This is a genomic window from Enterococcus sp. DIV0170 (assembly GCF_051710765.1).
In the GTDB taxonomy this organism is placed as follows: domain Bacteria; phylum Bacillota; class Bacilli; order Lactobacillales; family Enterococcaceae; genus Enterococcus_A; species Enterococcus_A raffinosus.
Map to the genome: position 1 here is coordinate 1,961,680 of NZ_JBIOLG010000001.1, position 22,533 is coordinate 1,984,212.

The 22,533-nt window shown below is 37.0% G+C and carries 21 protein-coding genes; 9 read left to right on the plus strand and 12 right to left on the minus strand.

What is annotated here, in order from left to right; translation table 11 throughout:
- Position 1: 1 nt before the first annotated feature.
- The 3 genes from IGI50_RS09500 to IGI50_RS09510 all read right to left on the minus strand — a co-directional run bounded on the left by IGI50_RS09500 (position 2) and on the right by IGI50_RS09510 (position 2,259).
- Positions 2 to 247, minus strand: a complete 246-nt coding sequence (locus IGI50_RS09500) for a hypothetical protein (RefSeq protein WP_218255819.1) — start codon at positions 245 to 247, stop codon at positions 2 to 4.
- A 103-nt stretch (positions 248 to 350) separates the two neighbouring features.
- A complete protein-coding gene (locus tag IGI50_RS09505; RefSeq protein ID WP_438776805.1) occupies positions 351 to 1,091 on the minus strand; it encodes a sugar phosphate isomerase/epimerase family protein in 741 nt (246 codons plus the stop codon).
- 184 nt (positions 1,092 to 1,275) lie between these two features.
- Complete coding sequence (locus IGI50_RS09510; RefSeq protein ID WP_438776806.1) at positions 1,276 to 2,259, minus strand: LacI family DNA-binding transcriptional regulator; 984 nt, start codon at positions 2,257 to 2,259, stop codon at positions 1,276 to 1,278.
- A 247-nt stretch (positions 2,260 to 2,506) separates the two neighbouring features.
- On the opposite strand from IGI50_RS09510, the gene IGI50_RS09515 reads away from it, so the two are divergent.
- Positions 2,507 to 3,295 (plus strand): Cof-type HAD-IIB family hydrolase, encoded by a 789-nt coding sequence (locus tag IGI50_RS09515; protein WP_218255823.1) that lies wholly within the window; start codon positions 2,507 to 2,509, stop codon positions 3,293 to 3,295.
- A 31-nt stretch (positions 3,296 to 3,326) separates the two neighbouring features.
- On the opposite strand, the gene IGI50_RS09520 is transcribed toward IGI50_RS09515, so the two are convergent.
- Positions 3,327 to 4,652, minus strand: coding sequence for a citrate/2-methylcitrate synthase (locus IGI50_RS09520; protein WP_376713201.1), 1,326 nt, complete (start codon positions 4,650 to 4,652; stop codon positions 3,327 to 3,329).
- A gap of 186 nt (positions 4,653 to 4,838) precedes the next feature.
- Here IGI50_RS09520 and acnA point away from each other — a divergent pair, with 186 nt between their 5' ends.
- A complete protein-coding gene (gene acnA, locus IGI50_RS09525) occupies positions 4,839 to 7,487 on the plus strand; it encodes an aconitate hydratase AcnA (protein ID WP_438776807.1) in 2,649 nt (882 codons plus the stop codon).
- Positions 7,487 to 8,722 carry an NADP-dependent isocitrate dehydrogenase gene (gene icd / locus IGI50_RS09530; RefSeq protein WP_438776808.1) on the plus strand — a complete coding sequence of 412 codons (1,236 nt, stop codon included), beginning with the start codon at positions 7,487 to 7,489 and terminating at the stop codon, positions 8,720 to 8,722. The genes acnA and icd overlap by 1 nt, the downstream gene beginning before the upstream one ends.
- A gap of 229 nt (positions 8,723 to 8,951) precedes the next feature.
- Here the strand turns inward: icd and IGI50_RS09535 are convergent, their stop codons facing one another.
- Together IGI50_RS09535 and IGI50_RS09540 are read right to left on the minus strand one after the other, a co-directional pair.
- Positions 8,952 to 9,179 carry a hypothetical protein gene (locus IGI50_RS09535; protein WP_010746156.1) on the minus strand — a complete coding sequence of 76 codons (228 nt, stop codon included), beginning with the start codon at positions 9,177 to 9,179 and terminating at the stop codon, positions 8,952 to 8,954.
- A gap of 117 nt (positions 9,180 to 9,296) precedes the next feature.
- On the minus strand, positions 9,297 to 9,773 hold the full coding sequence (locus tag IGI50_RS09540) for a GAF domain-containing protein (protein ID WP_218255831.1): 477 nt from the start codon (positions 9,771 to 9,773) through the stop codon (positions 9,297 to 9,299).
- A 324-nt stretch (positions 9,774 to 10,097) separates the two neighbouring features.
- Here IGI50_RS09540 and IGI50_RS09545 point away from each other — a divergent pair, with 324 nt between their 5' ends.
- Entirely contained in the window at positions 10,098 to 11,507 is a 1,410-nt protein-coding gene (locus tag IGI50_RS09545; RefSeq protein WP_438776809.1) for a peptidoglycan DD-metalloendopeptidase family protein, read from the plus strand.
- A gap of 146 nt (positions 11,508 to 11,653) precedes the next feature.
- Here the strand turns inward: IGI50_RS09545 and budA are convergent, their stop codons facing one another.
- The 4 genes from budA to IGI50_RS09565 all read right to left on the minus strand — a co-directional run bounded on the left by budA (position 11,654) and on the right by IGI50_RS09565 (position 15,729).
- A complete protein-coding gene (budA, locus tag IGI50_RS09550) occupies positions 11,654 to 12,367 on the minus strand; it encodes an acetolactate decarboxylase (protein ID WP_438776810.1) in 714 nt (237 codons plus the stop codon).
- A gap of 95 nt (positions 12,368 to 12,462) precedes the next feature.
- On the minus strand, positions 12,463 to 14,115 hold the full coding sequence (alsS, locus tag IGI50_RS09555) for an acetolactate synthase AlsS (RefSeq protein ID WP_438776811.1): 1,653 nt from the start codon (positions 14,113 to 14,115) through the stop codon (positions 12,463 to 12,465).
- Positions 14,116 to 14,256: 141 nt separating this feature from the next.
- Positions 14,257 to 14,721 carry a tRNA (N6-threonylcarbamoyladenosine(37)-N6)-methyltransferase TrmO gene (gene tsaA / locus IGI50_RS09560; RefSeq protein WP_218255836.1) on the minus strand — a complete coding sequence of 155 codons (465 nt, stop codon included), beginning with the start codon at positions 14,719 to 14,721 and terminating at the stop codon, positions 14,257 to 14,259.
- Positions 14,722 to 14,904: 183 nt separating this feature from the next.
- A complete protein-coding gene (locus tag IGI50_RS09565) occupies positions 14,905 to 15,729 on the minus strand; it encodes a MerR family transcriptional regulator (protein ID WP_438777584.1) in 825 nt (274 codons plus the stop codon).
- 106 nt (positions 15,730 to 15,835) lie between these two features.
- On the opposite strand from IGI50_RS09565, the gene IGI50_RS09570 reads away from it, so the two are divergent.
- The 4 genes from IGI50_RS09570 to IGI50_RS09585 all read left to right on the plus strand — a co-directional run bounded on the left by IGI50_RS09570 (position 15,836) and on the right by IGI50_RS09585 (position 18,705).
- On the plus strand, positions 15,836 to 16,699 hold the full coding sequence (locus tag IGI50_RS09570; protein WP_438776812.1) for an SPL family radical SAM protein: 864 nt from the start codon (positions 15,836 to 15,838) through the stop codon (positions 16,697 to 16,699).
- 79 nt (positions 16,700 to 16,778) lie between these two features.
- Positions 16,779 to 17,051, plus strand: coding sequence for a hypothetical protein (locus IGI50_RS09575; protein WP_438776813.1), 273 nt, complete (start codon positions 16,779 to 16,781; stop codon positions 17,049 to 17,051).
- Between the two features lie 23 nt (positions 17,052 to 17,074).
- Positions 17,075 to 17,995 carry a LacI family DNA-binding transcriptional regulator gene (locus IGI50_RS09580; protein WP_438776814.1) on the plus strand — a complete coding sequence of 307 codons (921 nt, stop codon included), beginning with the start codon at positions 17,075 to 17,077 and terminating at the stop codon, positions 17,993 to 17,995.
- A 263-nt stretch (positions 17,996 to 18,258) separates the two neighbouring features.
- A complete protein-coding gene (locus tag IGI50_RS09585) occupies positions 18,259 to 18,705 on the plus strand; it encodes a hypothetical protein (protein ID WP_438776815.1) in 447 nt (148 codons plus the stop codon).
- A 41-nt stretch (positions 18,706 to 18,746) separates the two neighbouring features.
- On the opposite strand, the gene abc-f is transcribed toward IGI50_RS09585, so the two are convergent.
- Positions 18,747 to 20,240 carry a ribosomal protection-like ABC-F family protein gene (gene abc-f / locus IGI50_RS09590; RefSeq protein ID WP_438777585.1) on the minus strand — a complete coding sequence of 498 codons (1,494 nt, stop codon included), beginning with the start codon at positions 20,238 to 20,240 and terminating at the stop codon, positions 18,747 to 18,749.
- Between the two features lie 741 nt (positions 20,241 to 20,981).
- Here abc-f and IGI50_RS09595 point away from each other — a divergent pair.
- Positions 20,982 to 21,956, plus strand: coding sequence for a serine hydrolase domain-containing protein (locus IGI50_RS09595; RefSeq protein WP_438776816.1), 975 nt, complete (start codon positions 20,982 to 20,984; stop codon positions 21,954 to 21,956).
- A gap of 33 nt (positions 21,957 to 21,989) precedes the next feature.
- Here the strand turns inward: IGI50_RS09595 and IGI50_RS09600 are convergent, their stop codons facing one another.
- A complete protein-coding gene (locus IGI50_RS09600; RefSeq protein WP_438776817.1) occupies positions 21,990 to 22,529 on the minus strand; it encodes a DUF1697 domain-containing protein in 540 nt (179 codons plus the stop codon).
- Between the last annotated feature and the right edge of the window lie 4 nt (positions 22,530 to 22,533).

Here is a 22,533-nt window from a genome sequence, read left to right on the forward strand (position 1 = left end):
CCTAATATTTATTTAACTCACTTAAGATACGTTGATATTTTGAGATTGGTTTCCCATGATCTTCAACAAAAAAATCATTTTCCATATGATTAAATTTTTGAATTAAATAGTAACCAGTCAAGTATGCTGCCAATGCTTCTTTTGCGGCACCTTCCATATTTTCTTTATCAATCTCTGGTCGATGAATCGTTTCCATAAAATGATACGCGAATTTTTCTGGATCAATCTTTGTTTGTTGCTCGGTCATAATACTTCCTCCTAAACTATATGAATGAATTCGTTGTATTTTGTTTGACCTTTCGACAATCCGACACAACACAGCGACGTGCCAGTTTATCATCTAGACACTTTTACTTACCGTTTCCTTCTAATAATTTCTTTGCCTCTAAAATTTCAGTAGTTATAGTTGTCGGATACTCAATTGCGACAGGAACGTCTTGTGGTAAAATTTGTAAAACTTTTCGCCAATCAATTTCCCCATGATCAAGCCCAATAGCCTGTGGATTTTGGTCTACCAATTGAACATCCTTTACATGGATATACTGTACATAATCTTTTAGTAATTCAGCAGCCGCTCTTTCATCTTCTCCAACAAATCGCCAATTTCCAAGATCATAAACATACCCAATGTTAACGCCTGCTTTCGTCACAGCCTTCATATAAGTGTCAATTGCAGCGATTGTTCCAGATGTTTGGGTTTGATCATTTTCAATTGAAATAGCTATACCCCTATCAAGAAGCGCTTTCAATTCATTCAGATAGAGTTCACCATTGTAGTCGCCAATGTTCCATTTAATATGCTTAACACCCATTTGTTTTGCTTCAATCACATATTGTTCTAACTTAGGATTGATTTTTCCATTAACATAGACCTCATCAGGAACACTGTAAAACAAGTCTAGCCCCAAGCGCTTCGCTTCTGATTCAATAACATTTTTTTCTTCGTTAATATCTCTAAAATACTCTCTTCTAATTTCAACCTGTGTAAATCCTAAGTCTGCGGCTTTTTGTAATAAATCAGCCTGAAGTGCTCCATCTTTAACTTTATCAGCAAAAACTAAAAAATTTAGAACTAATTTTTCTTTCTTCATAATTTCGCTTCCCTTCAATTGGTTAACCGGTTTCTATATACGTATAGTAAACCGGTTTCCAAATAATGTCAACGGTTTCATTTTTAAAAAACATTTTTTTGAACAAAATAAAATAAGCTATGTTTAGAAATCGGTTTCTAAACATAACTTATCTTAGAAAAACATCTTTTTTAAAATAACTAAATTAAACTGATTTCCGCCAACGAATAACTGAAGGCACGATAATTTCCTGTTGTATTTCACGTTTAATTAACAGATCCATCAAATATTGACCAGCAATTTTCCCAATTTCTCTAGATGGCTGTTCGATACTCGTTATTCCTGGTCCAACAAGCTCTGTTAAATTCCAATCATCGAAACCAGTAATTCCCACATCCTCTGGTATTTTGATTCCATGTTGGATCAGCCAAGCAAGAACATCCATTAAAACTCGGCCATTTGATGCAAAGAGTAAATTTTTTCTTGTATCAGCGATAATCGGTGGCAAAGATTCAGTTAATTGATCTTCATCTGTTACTTCAAGCAGCTTCCATCCTTTTCCAGCTTTCTCCATTGTTTTCTTAACCGTCTCATAACGGAGTTCTCTGGTACTCACATCTTGTACGGGTTCGCTAATAACAACTACATTTTCATAACCTTTAGCTAGCGCCTTCTCTATAACTTCTTGTGTCGAGTCGATATTATTGGTCATCACGGAAGACCACTTTTCTGGCTCAGTTTGTCGATCAACTAATAGTAATGGAATATTTCGTTCAGTAATGAAATCATAATTGGCCGTTTGTCGTGAGGATGGTTGTAGAATAATTCCTTCGACGTTTTGATCAATCAGTTTTTCCAAAAGTTCTTTTTCTTGTTTTACGGAATTTGCAGCATCCACAATAATCATTTGGTAGCCGCTTTTTTCAAGAATCGATCCAATTCCTTTTAATAATAAGGAGGAATAAAGATTAGAAATATCGGCAACCACAACACCAATCAAATAGCTATGTTTTGATTTTAATGCTTGGGCCTGCTTACTAGGACGGTAATTCAACCGTTCAATTACTTCCGCTATTTTTTCCTTTGTCTCTTTAGACATATTGCCATAGTTATTATTTAAAAATCGAGAGATCGTTGTTTTAGAAACCCCTGCTTCTTCGGCAACCTCTTTGATTGTAATTTTTTTCATTTCGTACGCTCCAACTATCTTTTTTATTATTGTAGCGAATTTCTAAGCAATTGGAAAGATTAGCCTTTTGCTGAAATTGTTTTAATTTTATTTTATACTTCTAAACGTTTTTTTATGCAAATCATTAGTTACTTTGCTATCGAACTCATTACGTTCACATTAACAGAAGGGTTTTAAAAAGTTTCGTGCTGTATCGCCTTTTTTCTTTTATAATTAGTGTAATCGAATTCATTAAGGAGGAAAACGTATGAATGATTATCATGTGGCCTTTTTTGACATTGACGGTACACTAGTGGACCATCGATTACCACATCACTTATCTTTTCTGGATCGCATTCCGGATTCTGCAAAAAAAGCACTAAAGCAGCTAAAAGAAAATAATATTGAACCTGTGATAGCTTCGGGGCGGCACTACCAATTAATCGATGAATTTGCTTCTGACTTAGGAGTAAGTAGCATTATTTCTTCTAATGGTAATTGTGTTCACTACCAGGGAAAGATGATTCACAAAAATGTATTGTCCCCCAAATTACTAAATAATGTGTTAGATCATCTACAAGAACGAGAAATTGACTGCTTGATTGAAACACCACACAATTTATATTGCTTTGAATCGAATAAAACAATGAAGCATCAGATTGCAGAGAATAATATTTTAAAAAGTCATGATCCATTACCCAATGATGTTGTTCAACTTCTTGTTCCTTGGAATGAGACAATTGATTACCAGCTACCCAAAGACTCTGTTCTAATTGCTGAAAAGGTAGCTCCTGTCGCAGCAAGTATTCATTTGAGGAACGGAACAAAATCAGAAGGGATTCAGAAAATATGTAGCGCCATGAACATTTCGACAGAACAAGCTTTAGCCTTCGGTGATGAAGAAAATGATTTCACTATGTTTGATGTGGTAGGCTTCCCTGTTGCCATGGGTAATGCCGTATCTGCTTTGAAAGAAAGGGCTGCTCATGTGACATCATCAGTATCTGATGATGGGATTTGGAATGCTTGTATAGAGCTAGGGTTAATTACGGATTAGAAAAACCGTCAGAAATATTCTGACGGTTTTTTTATCGTTTGATCAGTTCTTGGTACACACGATCCTCTGAGACTTCCATATAAGCTGGACGAATAATCTTTTGTACGTTGATTAGTTCTTCAATTCGATGAGCGGACCAGCCGACAATCCGAGCGATTGCAAACATTGGTGTATACAACTCCTGCGGCAAATCGAGCATATGGTAGACAAACCCGCTGAAGAAATCAATGTTCGCACTGACTCCTTTATAGACTTTACGTTTTTCAGAAATAATCTCTGGTGCTAAGCGTTCAACCTTGCGGTACAAATTAAACTCGGCAGATGCTTCTGATCCCTTTTCTGCCGCTAATTTTTCAACATATCGTTTAAAAATTTCTGCGCGCGGATCAGATTCAGCATAAATCGCGTGCCCCATCCCATAAATCAGCCCTTGTTTATCAAAGGCCTCTTTATTCAGTATTTTTTCCAAATAATCTCTAATTTCGTTCTCGTCTTCACAATCGTTGACAGTCGCTTTCAAATCTTCCATCATTTGTGTAACTTTGATATTTGCGCCACCGTGTTTAGGTCCTTTCAATGAACCTAATGCTGCTGCAATCGTTGAATAAGTATCTGTCCCGCTGGAAGTTACTACTCTGGTTGTAAACGTTGAGTTATTTCCTCCGCCATGTTCCATATGTAAAACAAGGGCCATATCCAATGTCTGTGCCTCTTGGAAAGTATACTTTTTATCTGGCCGTAACATTGTTAAGATTGCTTCTGCTGTGCTAAGATTTTCATCTGGCCGATGAATATACATACTATCTCCTTTTGTATAATGATTATACGCATGATAGGAATAGACCGCGATCATTGGAAATGTAGCAATAAGAGACAAGCTCTGATCCAGCACATTTTCTATACTAACATCATCAGTTTTTTTGTCATAACAGCCTAATGTTAGAACGCTTCGAGCCATCATGTTCATGATATTATGTGATGGCGCCTTCATAATAACATCACGTACAAAGTTTGTAGGAAGTGTTCGTCTTTTGCCAATCAAAGCTCTAAATTCCGAGAGTTCTGTCTGAGTCGGCAAGGTACCAAATAATAACAAATAACTGATTTCTTCGAAGCCTAAACGTTCTTCTGAAACAAAACCGTTGACTAGTTCATTGATATCTATTCCACGATAACGTAACTCTCCATACTTGGAAATGACCTTGTCCCCATCCATAATTTGGGGATGAATCGTAGAAATATTGGTTAAACCAGCTAAGACACCTTTCCCGTCGAGGTCACGCAAACCCTTTTTAACATTGTGTTTCCTATATAAAGAAGCCTCTAAATAATCTTCTTTTCGGCATACCTCAGCCATTTGGTTCAAATCTAACATCTCTGTGTCCTCCTAACCATTTTTATTTTACAATCGGGTTAAGAAACATTATAACACCATTGGCGTAAAATGAAATACTTTTAATAATTTCATTTACTTTCTTTTTTTTTATTCGTATAATAAACCCATCTGATTTTAAATGATAACGTAATTAGGAGGTATTTTGTATTGAATTGGAAAAAAGAGCTTACTGTGAATAACGAACATTATACATACTACGATCTTTCAGAAATTGTCAGTGCTTACCAGAAAAGGATTGCTGATTATCCATTCAGCATAAGAGTCTTACTAGAAAGCTTAGCGCGGCACAATGAATTGGTTGATTTAGAGAATCTAATTGCTTTTAATGCAAAGGAGCCGACAGGCGTTGTTCCTTTTCGTCCGTCACGAGTCGTTTTACAAGACTTTACAGGTGTTCCAGCAGTAGTGGATCTCGCTGCTATGCGTGATGCTGTTGTTAAACTAGGGGGAAATCCTAGAGTAATCAACCCTGAAATTCCAGTAACATTGGTTGTGGACCACTCTGTACAGGTGGACTGCGCAGGTACAAAAGACAGTTTATCCTACAATACCGAAAAAGAGTTTGAACGAAACCACGAACGCTATCAATTTCTCAAATGGGCCCAACAAGCCTTTGATAACTTTGAGGTGGTTCCTCCAGAGACCGGGATCATCCATCAGGTTAACCTTGAATATCTTTCAGATGTAATTTTAAAAAATGATCAGAATCTACTTTATCCCGATTCTCTCGAAGGAACAGATTCTCATACCACAATGATTAATGGATTAGGAGTACTGGGTTGGGGTGTCGGAGGGATTGAGGCGGAAGCTGCTATCCTAGGCGAGGCCTCCTATTTTCCTACTCCTGAAGTCATTGGAGTAGAATTAACTGGAACGTTAAGCCCAGGAGCAACAGCAACAGATTTAGCACTTTATTTAACTGAACTCCTGCGTAATGAAAAAGTAGTAGGTAAATTTGTTGAATATTTTGGCTCTGGCTATAAAACACTCAGTCTTTCCGACCGAGCAACAATTGCAAATATGGCACCTGAATATGGTGCTACCTGCGGTTTCTGTCCGATTGACGAAGAAACCTTAAGCTACCTTCGTTTAACAGGTCGTTCCTCCGAGCAAGTTGAGTTAGTCGAAGCGTATGCAAAGAAAAATCAACTATTTTATGATGGAAGTGAAACTCCTGTATATACACGTATCATAGAGTTAGATCTGTCAACAGTACACTCTTCTGTCGCTGGCCCTAAGAGACCTCAGGATCGTATTCCGTTAGCAGATGTCGCTGACAATTTTGAATCATCGTTAACAAACCCAAGTGGACCGAAAGGCTTTGGCCTAACACCGGAAGAATTCACTCGGAAAGAAACAATTCAAGGGACCGATCAATTTATTGAAACTGGCGATTTAGCTTTAGCGGCTATTACTAGTTGTACAAATACTAGTAACCCGTCTGTCATGATAGCTGCTGGCTTGTTAGCTAAAAAAGCGGTTGAACTGGGACTAAAAGTTCCGTCAACTATCAAAACTTCTTTGGCCCCAGGTTCAAAGATTGTGACGCAGTATTTAGAAAAAGGCAACTTGCTAGATCCTTTAGCTAAACTAGGCTTTGATATTGTGGGTTATGGCTGCACGACATGTATTGGTAACTCCGGCCCTTTAGATGATGAGATTGAAACTACTTTAAAAGAAAGTGAGCTCGTTGTTTCCGCTGTTTTGTCGGGGAATCGAAATTTTGAGGGACGTATTCATCCATTAATCAAGGCGAACTATTTAGCCTCACCGCCATTAGTAATCGCCTATGCTTTAGCTGGCTCTATCAAAAAGGATTTAACAAAAGAAGCACTTGCTGAAGTTAACGGAAAAGAAATTTATTTAGCTGACCTATGGCCTTCTCAAGAAGAGGTAAATAATTATATCAATAATTTTTTAAATCCCGAAGATTTTAGAGAAGCATATAAGAATGTTTATCAATCAAATGAACGTTGGAACAAAATCGAAACCTCAGATGGTGATTGTTACGACTGGGATGATACGTCGACTTATATCGCTAATCCCCCTTTCTTTACAAATCTCGATCAAGAAAATAAGAATAATTCATTGATAAATCTCCAAGTATTGGCTAAATTCGGAGATACAGTAACAACAGACCACATTTCACCAGCGGGTAACATTGGACTTCAATCACCTGCCGGTAAATACCTAAAAGAACATGGATTGACTTATAAAGAATTTAACTCTTTTGGATCAAGACGTGGAAACCACGAGGTAATGATGCGTGGTACATTTGGAAATATCCGTATTCAAAACCAACTAGTCCCTGATACAACAGGGGGATATACGAAGCTTTCTAATACAGGAGAGGAGCTTTCGATTTACGATGCTGCTATGCGCTATCAAAACGAAGGTATTGGGACAATTATTCTTGCTGGTAAAGATTACGGCATGGGTTCTTCCCGCGACTGGGCTGCTAAAGGAACAAATCTTTTAGGAGTCAAAGCAGTACTGGCTGAGAGTTATGAACGAATTCATCGTAGTAACCTTGTCATGATGGGCGTTATTCCTTTTGAATATCTTGCAGGTGAATCAGCAGAAACACTCGGTTTGAACGGTTTGGAAAGCTACAGTTTTGCTCTTCCTGCAGAACCAGAGATCAATCAAATCATTCACGTGACTGCCAAAGGCGAAAAAGATATCGCCTTCCAAGTAAAATTACGTTTCGATTCCGAAGCAGACATTGCTTATTGGAAAAATCAGGGTATTTTACCACTTGTTATCAACAAAAAAATGCAAAAGGAGCAAGCTTAATGACATACACATTCAATCCAGTCATCCCCTATATTGAAGGCGATGGAATCGGCCCAGAAATCTGGCAAGCTACAAAACAAGTTGTTGATGCAGCGGTCTCCTCAGCATATTCGGATGAACGCAAAATTGATTGGCTAGAAATTCTTGCTGGCGAAAAAGCTTTCAATGAAAAAAGTACTTGGCTTCCAGATGAAACACTGGAAGCTATCAAAAAGCATAAGATCGCTATAAAAGGGCCATTAACGACTCCAATTGGAGAAGGCTTTCGCTCGTTGAATGTCACTTTGCGCCAAGAGTTGGATCTCTACGCTTGTGTTAGACCCGTACGCTATTTTAAAGGAGTTCCATCACCTTTGAAGGAACCTGAGAAAACGAACATGACCATTTTTCGTGAAAATACGGAAGATGTGTATGCGGGTATTGAATTTGCTAAAGATTCCGAAGAAGTTGAAAAGCTTATGAATTTTTTGACAGACCAGTTCTCTGTCACCAAAGTTCGTTTTCCTGCAACTAGTGCGCTAGGAATCAAACCGATTTCCCAAGAAGGCAGTAAACGATTGGTAGCCGCTGCGTTAGACTATGCGATTGAACAAGGAAAAAAACGAGTCACATTAATTCATAAGGGAAACATTATGAAATTTACAGAAGGTGGGTTTAAAAATTGGGGTTATGATTTTATTGAAAAAAATTATCCTCAAGCCTTCACCATGAATCATTATAAAAATATCTCTGCAGATTCAACAATTGAAAAAGCAGAGAAAGCATTAGCAGATGCCCAGGCTTCAGGAAAGATTATTGTCGATGATGTAATTGCTGATAACTTTCTGCAACAAATTCTGCTTTATCCCGAGAAATATCAAGTAGTAGCTACTACCAATTTAAATGGTGACTATATTTCAGATGCTTTAGCTGCTCAAGTTGGTGGTATAGGCATTTCCCCAGGTGCCAACATTAATTACAAAACTGGGCACGCTATTTTTGAAGCAACTCACGGCACTGCCCCAGATATTGCTGGGAAGGGCTGGGCTAATCCTTGTTCTCTACTTTTGTCAGCAACGATGATGCTAGATCACCTTGGGTGGTTTGAAGCAAGTCAAAAAATTGTGAAAGCTATTGAACAAGCACTCCAGAAACAAAAAATGACTCATGATTTCGCTCAAATGCTGAATATCGATGAACTGTCTACAACTGAATTTGCAAATTACTTAACTTCCTTTATCTATGAAAAACTATAAAATAAAGCAAACACCCATGATATCACGTTCGTCATGGGTGTTACATGCGTTTATTTCTAAGTAATAAGCCATTTAAAAAAGGATTTTAGCTCCGTTATTCTCTTTTTTTATAGTTTATAATAAAAAAGGTGCCGTTATTTAAATAATGTGGCCAAAATAGTTTTATTATGACACATCAAAAAAGCACTCAGAAAATCATTCTGAGTGCTTTTTTAACAGGACGGTCTTTTTAACTAAAGAAACATTCTTTAGAAATGATTCCAGCAACTTCACTATATTTGATCAACACTTGCCCATTTACTTGGTCAATCTTATCTGCATCCAATCCGTAAAATCGTTCAACATTTACGATACAGCCGTTACTCTCTTTACGGATTACTTCTCCAATGATCGGCCGAGCAAAATCAGTTTTACGGCACTCATAGCTTTCCCCTACAATAATCGCTTCTTTATTCATTCAACCACCTCATTAATGTTTTATACTACACTTATATAGTAGCATTAAGCGGATTAAAAAGCCACATTAAGGGTGTTATTTATGAAATAAGCGTGTTTTTAAGCAACATTCGTAATTTTAACCGATATTTTCTAATAATAATGAGACATATTGCTCTAAATAAAATCTGTCAATTTGATCGTACATACCAATTTCCGAACTGTCTAAGTCTAATACACCAATTAAGCTATTCCCCTTCTTCATAGGTACAACAATTTCCGAACGAGCAGCAGAATCACAGGCAATGTAATTTTTGTGTTCTAATACATTATCAACAATGAATGTTTGATTTTTTTCAGCTGCTTCTCCACAAACTCCTTTTCCCATCGCGATATGGACACAGGAAACATTCCCTTGAAATGGCCCCAAGACCAACTCATCATTTTTGAACAAATAGTACCCAGCAAAAACTGTGTCTTGCAACGTTTGATTTAATAATGCAGATGAATTTGCTAAGTTTGCTATTAAATCTGTTTCACCTTCCAATAATGCTTTTTGTTGTAATAGCAACAGTTTATATGCTTCCTCTTTCGCTTCCTGATTTTTCCAAGTCATAAAGGTACCCCCATTTTTATACAAATATATTTAGTTAATAGTTTATTTGAAATATCGAATCCTTAGTAAACTAATAACTTTTGGTTTATTCTACCCTAACTTAATGAATAACTCCATTAACTATAAAGAGTTATTCAAAGAAAAAACTTTAACTCGCTCACCAAATTGACATTCTGTCAAGTGATTTATTGCTTATTTTTACATTTAAATATTTCATTCTCATTACAAACTATACGGTTAGATAAAAATTCAAATACTTTAAAGTTTTTGCTCATATCTTCTTATATAATTGAATCCGAAAGATGAAAAAAGTGAGGGAATCCATTGATTAAGTTGAAAAAATATACGGCGCTAACTTTATGTGCCTTAACATTAACTAGTACTCCATTGAGCGTCTTAGCAGATGAATATGATCAAAAGATTGCCGATCAAGATAAAAAAATCTCTGAGTTGCAGCAAACAGAGCAATCTGCTGAGGATCAAAAAGCGGCTGTAGAACAACAAGTTGCAGCTGTAGAAAAAGAAGTTAGCGAAGTCTTGAAAGAAAAAACCAATGAAGAAAAGAAAATGAGTGACTTAACTGCTAAGATTGGTGTCCTTCAAGAAAAAATTCAAAAACGTGAAGAACAGATTCGTAATCAAGCAAGAGATGTTCAAACCAAGCATGATTCTGCTTCTATCGTGGATGCCGTAATCAACTCTAAATCAGTTGGTGAAGCTGTGAAGAAAACCATGGCTGTCTCTACTATTTTAACAGCTAGTAAAAATATCATGGAACAACAAACAAAAGATAAAGCTGAGCTTGAAAAGCTTGAAAAAGAAGCGGAGCAACGTTTAGTAGTAATTAATAAGAAAACTGCTGAATTAAAGGAAAAACAAGACCAACTGGTACAAACGAAATTGGATCAGCAAGTGAAAATCAATGAGATTCAAGCAAGCATTGCAACAGAAAAAGGTCAAAAAGAAAAATATGAAAAACAAAAAGAAGAAGCAGAAAAAAAACGCCAAGAAGCATTGAAGGCTTTAGAAGAACAACGCAAGAAAGAAGAAGAAGCGCGTGCTAAAGCACAAGCCGAAGCTGAGAAACAAGCGAAAAAAGCCGCAGAAGAAGCTCAAAAAGCAGCGGAAGAAGCGGAAAAGCAAGCTGCTGAGGCTGAGACTGCTAAACAAAAACAAGAAGCGGAAATCGCTCAATTAGAAGCTCAACAGCAAGAACAGCAAGCGAAACAGCAGCAAGAGCAAGCTCAAACAGTCACAGATACAAGCGCAAGTCAAGTAACAACGAATCCAATGGTTACAACAGAAACAGAGTCAAAACCCGCTACAAACAGTAGCGGCTGGGCTTCTCCTCTATCAATTGGTTTAGTAGTTACTAGTCCATTCGGACCTCGTCAAGACCCTACTGGAGCTTCTGGTACCCAGCATGACGGTATCGACTTCGCTGGTTCTGCTGGCACACCAATCATGGCTTCTAAAGGTGGAAAAGTTGTTGAGGCTGGCTTCCACTGGTCTGCAGGGAATCATGTGGTCATTCAACATCCAGATGGTTACTACTCTTATTACATGCATATGGTCTCTGCGCCAAGTGTTGGTGTTGGTTCTGAAGTAAGTGCCGGCCAAGTATTAGGTGGCATGGGAACAACAGGCAACTCAACTGGTGTCCATCTACACTTAGGAGTTTCAACTGCTTTATGGTCAGGCTTCGTTAATCCTGCCCCACTATTAGGTATTTAATATGATTTAAAAAGTGTGGAACAAGAATGGTCAGACTGTATCTGATTCCTGTTTCACACTTTTATTTTGCTAGAAAGAATGATTTTCTATCAGTCCTAGAAATTATAGAGCCATAAAAATACCGCACCTGAACAGGTGCGGTATTTTTATTCGGCTTCTTCAATATCTTTCGTAATCTGGTCTAATTTAATTTCATTTTTTAAATAGGCTGCATTTTCTGTTGGAAAATGTTGACGAAATTCTGCTAACTCCATCAGATTGACCGAACCTTCACTTAATTGGAAATCTAATACATGACCGCCGAATTTACGATCATCACTAATAAAGTGAAGATGAAAGCCTGCTGCGGCGGCTCCATGAAATAATCCGGGTGTAAAAAATCCTACAATTGTACCGGTTATATCTTCTGCTTCAAACTCTGGCTGGTTTCGAGCAATTTCTACAAAACGTGGATACGGTTTTTCTTGTTTTGGTGCAACACGCACATGCATGTTTTTAAACAAGCCTTCTATTTTGACCGCTGCAAATAAATTGTGACTAATTTGGTCTAATATCCAATTTTTAACAGTATCGTCAGTAACATTAGATAAGGAGTAATTTACATCCGATTCAAAATTCGTTACTGCAGCATATGGCGTCAACTCTTCACCAGATAATTGGTTGATTTTTCCCGTTTCATCAGCATGATAAATAATACCATCTAGAAAGATAACCTCTCCGTTTGATCCCTCTAACGTTCCTAGACCAAAATTTCCGTAATTTGATAATGTACCAATTTTTTCTGTACCCTCCATCAAATCTTGCATTAACCCACCCAATGTTCCATGTTGGTAGATATAACTTTTTGTTTTCACTATCATAATAATCCCTTCCTATTACTCTCACAACTATTAGTCAGCTTATTGTTCACAGTTAATTGAGATAACGATGCCGTTTGGTTTATATAATTCGTATCTTAATAAAATTGATCCGGTAAAATTGTCTTCCCTAATTCTTTGTTGTCTGTATAATCAATAGGGATATCAATAACCACAGGTCCATCTGTTGCTAAACCTTCTTGGATCGCTGCTTCCAACTCCGTATTTGATGTTGCACGCAGACCCTTTGCTCCAAAAGCTTCCGCATATTTTACAAAATCAACAGGTCCGAAATGAACGCCTGAAGAACGATCATATTTCATTTCTTCTTGGAATTCCACCATGTTGTAGCTGCCATCATTCCAAATCAAATGAATAATTTTTTGTTTCAAACGAACGGCTGTCTCTAATTCTTGTGCCGAAAACAAGAAACCCCCATCTCCAGAAATTGAAAAAATTTGTGTATTAGGTCGAACCAGTGCAGAAGATATCGCCCATGGTAGAGCAACACCTAATGTCTGCATCCCATTACTAAATAGTAAGTGACGTGGTTCGTAGCTGCGAAAATGACGAGCCATCCAAATATAATGACTACCCACATCCACAGTCACAGTCATATCATCTGTTACATTTTTTTGTAAGGTCTCAATCACTTCTAGTGGATGTACTCGACCTTCAACTGTTTTAATTTTGCTATTGCCATTGGTTAATTTTTCTTGCAGCGTAGATAAATAATGTTCAGCATCAGCAGACAACTGATACGATTCAATTGTTTCGCTTAGTTTTTCAATTGTTTTTTCAATGCTACCAATTAGCTCTGCTTCTGGTTGCATGTATTGATCAATTTCCATAGGCACTTCATCGATGACCACAATACGCGCATCCTTTTCTGCATTCCAGTTTCTTGCTTCATACTCAATTGGATCGTAACCAATCGCTAAAACAAGATCACTGCGCTTCAGCAACATATCTCCCGGTTGATTACGGAATAATCCCACGCGACCAAAGAAACGGTTCTCTAATTCCCTAGAAATAATCCCGGCACCTTGGAAAGTCTCAACCACAGGCAAACCTGTTTTTTCTACTAATTTTCGGATAGCCGCTGTTTCTTTTTTACCAGAAGCACGCATTCCGACGAGTAGTGTCGGCAGCTTCGCATCACTGATACGTTTTACTAAATCAACAATATCTTCATCAGAAGCTGATCCCAATATCGGCGCTGATAGCGGATTGATCGCATCTCCGTTAACCTCTCCATCCGTCACATCTTGAGGGATGGATAAGAAGCTTGCACCTTTTTTGGCAGTCTTGGCAATGCGATAAGCATTTGCGATGTTTTCAGATAATGTTTCTGGATCCTGTATTTCTGAACTATATTTTGTAATTGGCGCGAACAGCGCGGCGTTATCCATGCTTTGATGAGTTAACTTAGAAAGGTCTGAGCGTTTTACTTGTCCAGCTAAAGCTAATACTGGATCCCCTTCCGCTGTTGCTGTAACTAAACCGGTCGCTAGATTACTTGCGCCGGGGCCGCTTGTAGCAATCACTACTCCTGGTTCTCCAGTTAATCGTCCAATAGCTTGAGCCATAAAAGCAGCGTTTTGTTCGTGACGTGCCAAAATTAATTTTGGTCCGTGATCCTCTAATGTATCAAACACACCATCAATCTTGGCACCAGGGATCCCAAAGATAAACGGTACGTTATGGTTTTCTAAACTTTTAACAATGATTTCTGATCCTTTACTACTCACTGTATTACATCTCCTTAAAATCTGTATCACTTACATTTGACAATATAGCACCATTTGATTTATTTATCAACGATGAAACACTCTATCGAATTGTTTTATCAAAATTCAAAAAAAGAAGCCTCATTTCTGAGACTTCTTCCTTTAATCTGTAAAATTGAATTCTGCTTCCCAATCAAAATCTCCTGAGCTTTCAAAACTTTGCGGCCAATGCTTACACCACTCTGGACCTGTGAAGGTCTCTAAAATATCTGAACTTGCTGTATAGGGCTTAATATCCAGAATAGGACTGTCATCCTCTGCATCAAGGTATTCCAAATACACTTTATTTCCCTGAATATTCATAATTTTTGCGGCAGATAATGCGATTGGGTTGGGTCTTACGGGGCCTCGCGTCGCAAATGTTCCCAGTTCGTCTGGCCCATTTGTATAAGGCTTGCTTACAGTCACTCCTCTAAGTTCCGGAATATCTAAATGGTGAAACCAGTACAAAACATAAAGATGACTGAAATCATCTAATCCTATAAGACCCTCTTGATATTCAGGTAACACTTCTAGATAGACTCCTGTATCCATCTGTTTTACTTTTCCAATTTCTCTAATTTCCATAATATCTCCCCACTCGGATTAGTAGGCCTCCGTATTTAGAACAATAAAAAATGATAACGAACAGTTTAGTAATAAGTAAGAATTATCTATTATTTTTAATTCTATCTAAATAGCCATTAATCAAACCTACATCTCCTAATTTTTTTTGAGTCGCGACCTCTAATTAGAAGATAAATCCTTACGTTACGTGAGAGTCAAGGGGATCAATGGAATTTGTAGTTCGGTTAGAAATTCTTCTGGATTATCAGTATGTTCTGGCCCAATATGACAAATTTGTCGAGTTGTTTTTATCATTTCAAATTCTGGATGTTTGTCTAGCCATTCGGCAAAGGATCGATAAGCTTCTGGAAGTTGATGGTAATTTCCCTTAACGAGCATGATAGCAGCTTGATCATATTCAGAGAGCTCTCTTACTTCCAATGGATTGCATCCCTCCTCGTCAGAAATAATCGCCACCTCAATGTCTACGTCCTCTTCTAGATATTCCTCATCGTGAAAAATAGTTAAACTTTTTTCAGGCTCAGAAGGAACAAAAATTTCCTGTTTTTTTAGCAAGTCCATGAATTCCTCCCATAGCAAACCCTCATGATAAAAACTTTTGATTTTTTTTCGAAGACTAATGACTCTGGTAGCAGGAAGTTTTCTTATTGTTACTTGATATTTTTCCTTCTGCTCCATTCGCTGGATCATTTGATAGATTTGTTGTTGGCGAAATCGATCTCGCTGAATTTCTTTTTCAATCTCACGATCTTTTTTTAATAATGCTGCAGTAAAAATCTTTTTATCTTCTTGGATTAAACTTTTAATTTCTTTTAAAGAAAACTTTAAGTCCTTCAATAAAACAATTTGTGCCAAAATTTCTAATTGCTTTACTGAATAATAGCGATAACCAGATTCTTCATCAATTAGTTGTGGGTGAAGCAGATCAATTTCATCGTAATGACGCAATGTTCGAATTGATACTTGTCCAAGTTGAGAGAATTCCCCAATTTTCAGCAATAAAAGCACCTCCATCTAATATTATACTGATACTTTTGATTGTTTACAGTAGATTTTTATGGGATAATATAAGCGAACGTTCGTTCTTTTTAGTGTTTTAAGAAAGTGGTGTCCCATGCATTATAAAGAGTACAAAACAATTCTATCTGCAAAAAATGGTTTGAACCTTTTTCGAGGATGCACTCACGGCTGCATCTACTGCGATAGTCGCAGTGACTGTTATCAAATCAATCATATCTTCGAGGACATTGAAGTGAAGTCCAATGCCCTAGAAATCTTTGAACAAGAATTACAGCGACGTCGTAAACCTTGTATGATTGGTACTGGCGCTATGACTGACCCCTATATCCAAATAGAGTCGCGTCTGCAACTAACACAAGGAGCATTGAAGTTGATTGATAAGTATGAGTTTGGTGTCGCAATCCAAACGAAGTCTTCACGGATTCTTCGTGATTTAGACCTACTAACATCCATCAATCAGAAGACAAAAGCCGTTGTGGAAATGACTTTGACCACCTATGATGAGAACTTGTGTAAAATTCTCGAACCTCACGTTTCAACTACTAAAGAACGATTTGAAACATTATTAAAGTTTAAGGAGGTTGGCGTCCCAACTGTTGTTTGGTTATCACCGATCCTTCCTTTCATAAATGACACGGAAGAGAATTTACGTGGGATCTTAGATTATTGTATTCAAGCTGGTGTAAAGGGAATCCTTTGTTTCGGTTTTGGTGTAACTATGCGGGCCGGAAACCGTGAATATTTTTATCAGCAATTCGATAAGCATTTCCCAGGAATGAGACAAAAATATACATATGCTTTTGGTGATAATTACGTCTGCAATAGTCCCAATAATGAGCTATTAATGAAGATTTTTGGCGAAACTTGTCAAGAACATGGTATCCTTTGGAGAAGTAATGAAGTGTTTGATTATTTACATTCGTTTGAAGATAAACGCAAGCAGCTCTCCTTATTCTAAAAAAAGGAATAAAATGCTTGCTATGAAACTCGTTTCATAAATTATACTTCCTTTGTAAAGAAAAAAAGGAGGAATTTTTATGAATACGTATGTGAAAGTTCAACACGAGAATACACAAGAGCATTTTCAAGTTTCCCTGCATTTTTCTGAAGATCATTTGAGGCTTGTTCAAAGTCGAGGGTTTAAACGACCAATTATACAAAACCTTAAATTGCGTGAAATCAAACATTTATTTATTAATGAGTTTTTAGGTTGTCCCATCGTTAGTTTCTTTTATGAAGATCGATGGTACACATTTTATCAATTTGGACCAGCAGTTATCGAATATCTAAAGGAGCATTTAGCTGCTTAGTTTTATTTTAAAGAGGGGATTCCATGGCAAATATCCGTGACATCGCAAAAATCACCGGCTACTCAGTCTCCACAATTTCAAGAGTTATTAATAACCATCCATATGTTGATGACGAAAAGCGAGCAAAAGTTCTGCAAGTCATGTCTGACTTAAATTACGTTCCTAATCGTTCTGCGCAAAATCTTAGTTATGGACGAACCAAAAATATTGGTGTGATTTTACCATTTATCAATCATGATTATTATGATCAGATGCTCAGTGGTATCATGCAGGCGGCTTTTGACCACGGGTATCAAATTAGTTTGTTACCTACGAACTATGATCAAGAATTGGAAAAGCGCTATTTAGCTGAATTTTCAAAGCGCGCATTTGATGGGCTAATCGTCACAACAAAGGCGAACTCGATCAAAGTCTTTCTTGATTACTTGCAATACGGACCAATTATTTTTTGCGAGGAAATTCCTAATGCTGATGTAAGCTGTGTGTATATCAACTTAAAAAATTCGATTAAAGAAGCATTTGGCTATATGAAAGAAAAAGGAATCAAAAATCCTGGTATGACACTGGGACGAAGTAAAAATATTAGTCACAACTCAGAATTTTCTATTCAAAAAGCAAAAGAGGTCTATCCTGATTTTGATGAGGCGAATATTTTTTGGGATTGTATTGTTGCTACAGATGGTGTGCAAGCAGCTAGTTTCTTCAAAAAACAAAAAGTCGATGGCATTTTAACTTTTGGGGATAGCATCGCTGCCACAATTTTACAACAATACAAAAGTGAAAAACCTTTAGTGATTGGACGAGAAAATCTTTTGATTAGTGAAGTGATGGGTTTTGCAACCATCGATCATCACTTAGCAGAATGCGGTAAGAGGGCATTTGAGGCTTTCTACCATAACAAACATGAAAAGATTTGTATCACTCACCATTTTATAAAAAGATAAAAACGACAACCAGCTGACTATGTTGGTTGTTTTTTTATTCGATCTAACTTCATCATATATTTTTCCCAATAATTTGATGATTGCTAAATTTCCTGAATGGAAAGTTTACTTTACATACGTGTAAAATGAACTTATACTTATCATAAGGAGAAGGAAAGGAAACTTTCCATGTTTTGCTCATTGAACTACAATCTATTCATTGTCTCCTATTTATTCTACTCTTGGTATAGGTATCTTTCCATTTTGCTAAAGGAGGAGGAATCATGAAAAAAACAATGCTTTACACAGGGATTCTATACATGTTATTTGGATTCGTATGTTTAACGATTGCTTTAACGACAACTTTTAAATTAGAATCCTTATTATGGGGTTTTGCAGGTGCAGGGATTTGTCCGGGGGCAATTATGATTGGCAAGTACTTTTATTGGTCAAGCTCTAAACATCAAGCAGAATATGAGAAGCGTCTGAAGAAAGAAGCAATCGATCTGACTGACGAACGGAAAATTATGTTGAGAGACAGAAGCGGACGTATAGCTTATACAGCTATGTTACTGCTACAGCTCCTTCTAGTATTTCTATTTCCCATTCTTAGTATCTTAGATTACTTTTCTCCATTTTCTAAGTACGCTTGTATTGGGTTGGGGCTCTTACTAATCATCCAATATCTTTTCGGGATTGTCGCTTACAATCGTTTAAGTAAAACTTTATAGTTAAAGGACCAATTGAATTTTCCACTCAATTGGTCCTTTTATTACAGTATCACCATCTTGTCATTAACCTTTTTCACAAAATATTCGTCATGTTCAATCAGAATCATCGTAGGCTTTGCGCGAAGCAATAAATCTAAAATTTGCTTTTGATTGAAGACATCGAGATAATTTAAAGGTTCATCCCAAACATAGAGATTGGCCGCTTGCGACAACGATTTTGCTAATTCAACTTTTTTACGTTGCCCCATACTCATATCTTGGATTTTATTATTGAATACTCGTCGCTCTATGCCAAGTTTTCTCAGATTGTTTAAAAATTGTGAGTACTCCAAATTCTCTTTTTCCGCAAACTCTGCTAGTGTCCCTTCATTGCTTTCATAATTTTGTCTTATTCGACTAATCTTTAAGCCATGTGCTCGGTGGATCACACCACTAACTTCGCCTGAAAACTCTCCCAGAAGTGCTTGAATTAACGACGTTTTTCCGCTTCCATTTCTCCCTATGATCGCTAGACATTCTCCTCGTAATAGTTCAAAACTAATTGGTTTAAATAATGGTTTGTCAGAATATCTCAATACTAAATTTTCTACATTGAATATTCGTCGATGATAATTTTCTTCGTATGAAATTTTTAAGGAATCAATAGACTCGATATTTTTTAGTAACTTTTCTTTCTCACTGATTTTCCCTTCCACTCGTTGAACAATTGCTTTTGACCGCTTCATCATACGAGCTGCATCAGCACCAATCGCGCCTGGACTAACTCTTCGATATTCAGTATCGATAAATCCCTTAGGTTTATTTGTTTTATCTTTCTCTCTTGTAAAGGACCACTCTGCTTTTTCCTTAGCTGTCTTATGCAATCGATTTATTTCTTTTTTTAGTTTGATATTCTGAATTTGCTCATAGGCATCGCGCTGTGCTTTTTGCTCTTCATAGGTCGAAAAATTTCCTTGATAAAGAATCAATTGATTTTTTTCGATCGCTAAAATATGATCGACTGTTTGATCTAAAAATGTTCGATCATGACTGACTACGATGTATCCTTGCTGCTTCTTTTTAAGGTACTTCGCAACCTGCTCTCTTCCTTTTATATCTAAATGGTTCGTTGGTTCATCAATCAAAGGAAAAGAATTTTCATCAGCAAATAAGAGTGCCAGAAGAACTTTTGTTTGCTCGCCACCAGACAATGTGAAAAATGGACGCCAAAGCACATTCAAGTCACAATCCAACATTGTTAACTCCCGCTCTATTTTCCAAATCTCTAACTCTTCCTCCGATATAGCAAAATATGTTATCTGTGTAGGATCTTCAATTTTTTTAGGAAAATAGATCATCTGTAACTGATGCGTAATTTTTCCTTGATAAGGAAGTTCTCCTCTTAATAGCTGTAATAACGTTGTTTTCCCACGCCCGTTTCTCCCCACTAAACCAAGCTTCCAATCAGCAGAAATAGTCAATGTAGTATCATCAAAAAGCAATGATCCAAGTTGGTCATAGCCAAAGGTTAAGTGATCAATTTTTATGTTTGTAATAATAAACACCTCATGTTAGCTTCAATGAAGCTCACAGCTAGCTCAGCGTAAATGAACGCGTTCTATCTTCATACTCATACGATTCTACTAGACTGTGCCCTTCAATATCTGGCAAAAGCCACCTGCATGATAATGCTTTTCCAATAAACTGCGAAAAGCAGAACACGCAAAAGACCCAGTTATTTCCGAAAAACTGGGTCACAGTGTTTTTTTAGACAATCAGGCCTACAACAAATAAGCCTTTTTTTGCATAAAAAAGAACCCCGATGACATTCACCAATTTTTCGAAAATCTGCACACTGCTCCCTTAGTCTCCAGAGGTACAGTCTAAATGCAGCTTCCTACTTCATTGATGAATAAAACATACGGGATCCCTCGCTTTCCTTCTTCTAACTTTACAATATCACGAAAACGTTTTAGCGTCAAAATCTCCTCAATTCGGTTATGCAGGAGTAAATAATTAATCATCTATTTCATTTTCTTTATCGGCAACCAGATTTCTAAACAAGCTTGATCTTCTAAGGATACGTAAGTTTCCAGCTCCGTTTTTGAGTAAAATAATTATAATCAAACTAAAAAACTAATTTAGAATATAGAAAACTAAGTATAAAAATTCCATACATGCCCTTCAAGTTGGATTGAGATGAAAATATAAAGTAATTTTTTAAAATAACGCTTGATTATGATTTTTAATCCGCTTACTCTAAATATAGAAGGCGCCTTCGGAAATGGAGGAACACGATGAACGATAAAGAATTTAAGCTGATTCAACAGAAAATCGAGACAACTCACGAAAACATTACAGGGATTATTGTGCAAAAAAATAATCAGAGGATTTATGAACAGTATTTTAACGGCTGCGATGAAGCCAGTAAGATCCATGTGTATTCAATTGCAAAAAGTGTTTTATCATTATTATTGGGAATCGCTCACGATGATGGCTCTATCGATCATTTAAATCGTCCGCTAATGGATTATTTCCCTGAATATCAACCGAAAGATCCAGCGCTCAAAAATATTACACTAAATAATTTACTGACGATGACCACACCCTACAAATATAAGTCTGGGCCGCTGACTTATATCAGATATTTTATGAGTAAAGATTGGGTGAAATTCACGTTAAAAAAAATAGGCGGACACCAACCAATTGGAGAGTTTAACTACACACCGCTGATTGGACCTGATCTACTGTCTGCGATTCTTGCTCGTTCAACGAATCAAAGTACTTTAGAATTTGCTCGCGAAAAGCTATTCGAACCATTAGAGATTGCTATCGAGAAAACCATCCATTTAAAATCCGCTAAAGATCAAATGGTATTTAATCAATCGACCACCTCAAATGGATGGGTCGCAGATGATACCGGGTTGAATGCAGGGGGCTGGGGATTAACCTTTTCAACGCGAGATATGATAAAGCTTGGAGAATTAATCTTAAACAACGGTATTTGGAACGATCAACAGATTGTTCCAAAAAGCTGGTTAGAGGCTATGCAGAAAAAGCACAGTCATTGGGAGCAAGAAGATCTTCATTATGGCTATTTATGGTGGATTGTTGATCCCTCTAAACCGATTATTGCGGCGATGGGAGATGGTGGCAATATTATTTACATCGATCACGAACAAAAACTTGTTGTTGCAATCACCGCTTTTTTCAAAGAAAACGTTTTCGATCGAATCGATTTTATCCAGCAAGAAATTTTACCGCTTATCTAAAAAAATCAAGCAGTTTAGCGGCTGCTTGATTTTTTATTGATTCATTAATAATAGCTTATTAATCGTATTCGCATTACGGATTGTCACCTGTTTATTGACCGAGGAACTGGCGATTTTTGACCAGCGCGCCTTATTGAATGTTTGACGAGGTGCCGACCAGAAAATCACCTCTCCATGATGTGCGATTTTTTCATAATCAGGTTTTATTTCACCAACTACTTTAAATACTTCTGATACCGTCATTGGAGGAATCAGAAAAATAGCGTAATGAACCGTTTCCTTCTCCTGATTCCACCAATCTGGTGCATTCATTATGGTATCAGCTAGTTCTTCAACAGCCACAACAGTTACTGGAATGGTTAAATCAAATTGATCAGTAATTATTGCTTCACATTGTTGGATCAATTTTTCTCTATCTTCACTTTCACTAGAAAACAGCACATTCCCGCTATTAATATACGTTGCAACTTCTGAAAATCCGATTGCCTCAAAGGCTTTTTTCAATAAAGGCATCGCAATTTTATTTTTACCGCTGACATTGACTCCCCGTAAAAAGGCAATATACTTTTTCAACTTC